The organism is Shimazuella sp. NTD247, assembly GCF_059510415.1.
The window spans coordinates 1-974 of the sequence record NZ_JCAJZU010000025.1 but is presented as its reverse complement, the minus strand read 5'-3'; the positions used below and the strand labels follow the sequence as shown (position 1 = coordinate 974).

Here is a 974-nt window from a genome sequence, read left to right as displayed (position 1 = left end):
TCCAACACGGAGAGTTTGATCCTGGCTCAGGACGAACGCTGGCGGCGTGCCTAATACATGCAAGTCGAGCGAGGAACTTCGGTTCCTAGCGGCGAACGGGTGAGTAACACGTGGGCAACCTGCCCTCAAGCCTGGGATAACTCCGGGAAACCGGGGCTAACACCAGATAATCTTCTATGTCGCATGACGAAGAAGTAAAAGTTTACACTTGAGGATGGGCCCGCGGTGCATTAGCTAGTTGGTGGGGTAACGGCCTACCAAGGCAACGATGCATAGCCGACCTGAGAGGGTGACCGGCCACACTGGGACTGAGACACGGCCCAGACTCCTACGGGAGGCAGCAGTAGGGAATTTTCCGCAATGGGCGCAAGCCTGACGGAGCAACGCCGCGTGAGTGAAGACGGCCTTCGGGTTGTAAAGCTCTGTTCTTAGGGAAGAAACAAATGACGGTACCTAAGCAGAAAGCCCCGGCTAACTACGTGCCAGCAGCCGCGGTAATACGTAGGGGGCAAGCGTTGTCCGGAATTATTGGGCGTAAAGCGCGCGCAGGCGGTGGATTAAGTTGTGGGTAAAAGGCATTGGCTCAACCAATGTAAGCCTGCAAAACTGGTTCACTTGAGTGCAGGAGAGGGGAGTGGAATTCCCGGTGTAGCGGTGGAATGCGTAGATATCGGGAGGAACACCAGTGGCGAAGGCGACTCTCTGGCCTGTAACTGACGCTGAGGCGCGAAAGCGTGGGTAGCGAACAGGATTAGATACCCTGGTAGTCCACGCCGTAAACGATGAGTGCTAGGTGTTGGGGGCATCACGTCCTCAGTGCCGAAGGAAACCCAATAAGCACTCCGCCTGGGGAGTACGGCCGCAAGGCTGAAACTCAAAGGAATTGACGGGGGCCCGCACAAGCGGTGGAGCATGTGGTTTAATTCGAAGCAACGCGAAGAACCTTACCAAGGCTTGACATCCCATTGACCGCA

The 974-nt window shown here is 56.1% G+C and carries 1 rRNA gene; it reads left to right on the top strand.

Going from position 1 to position 974, the window contains the following annotated elements:
• Positions 1-3: 3 nt before the first annotated feature.
• Positions 4-974: ribosomal RNA gene (locus AC5WOC_RS21170) — 16S ribosomal RNA — on the top strand; the annotation flags it as partial.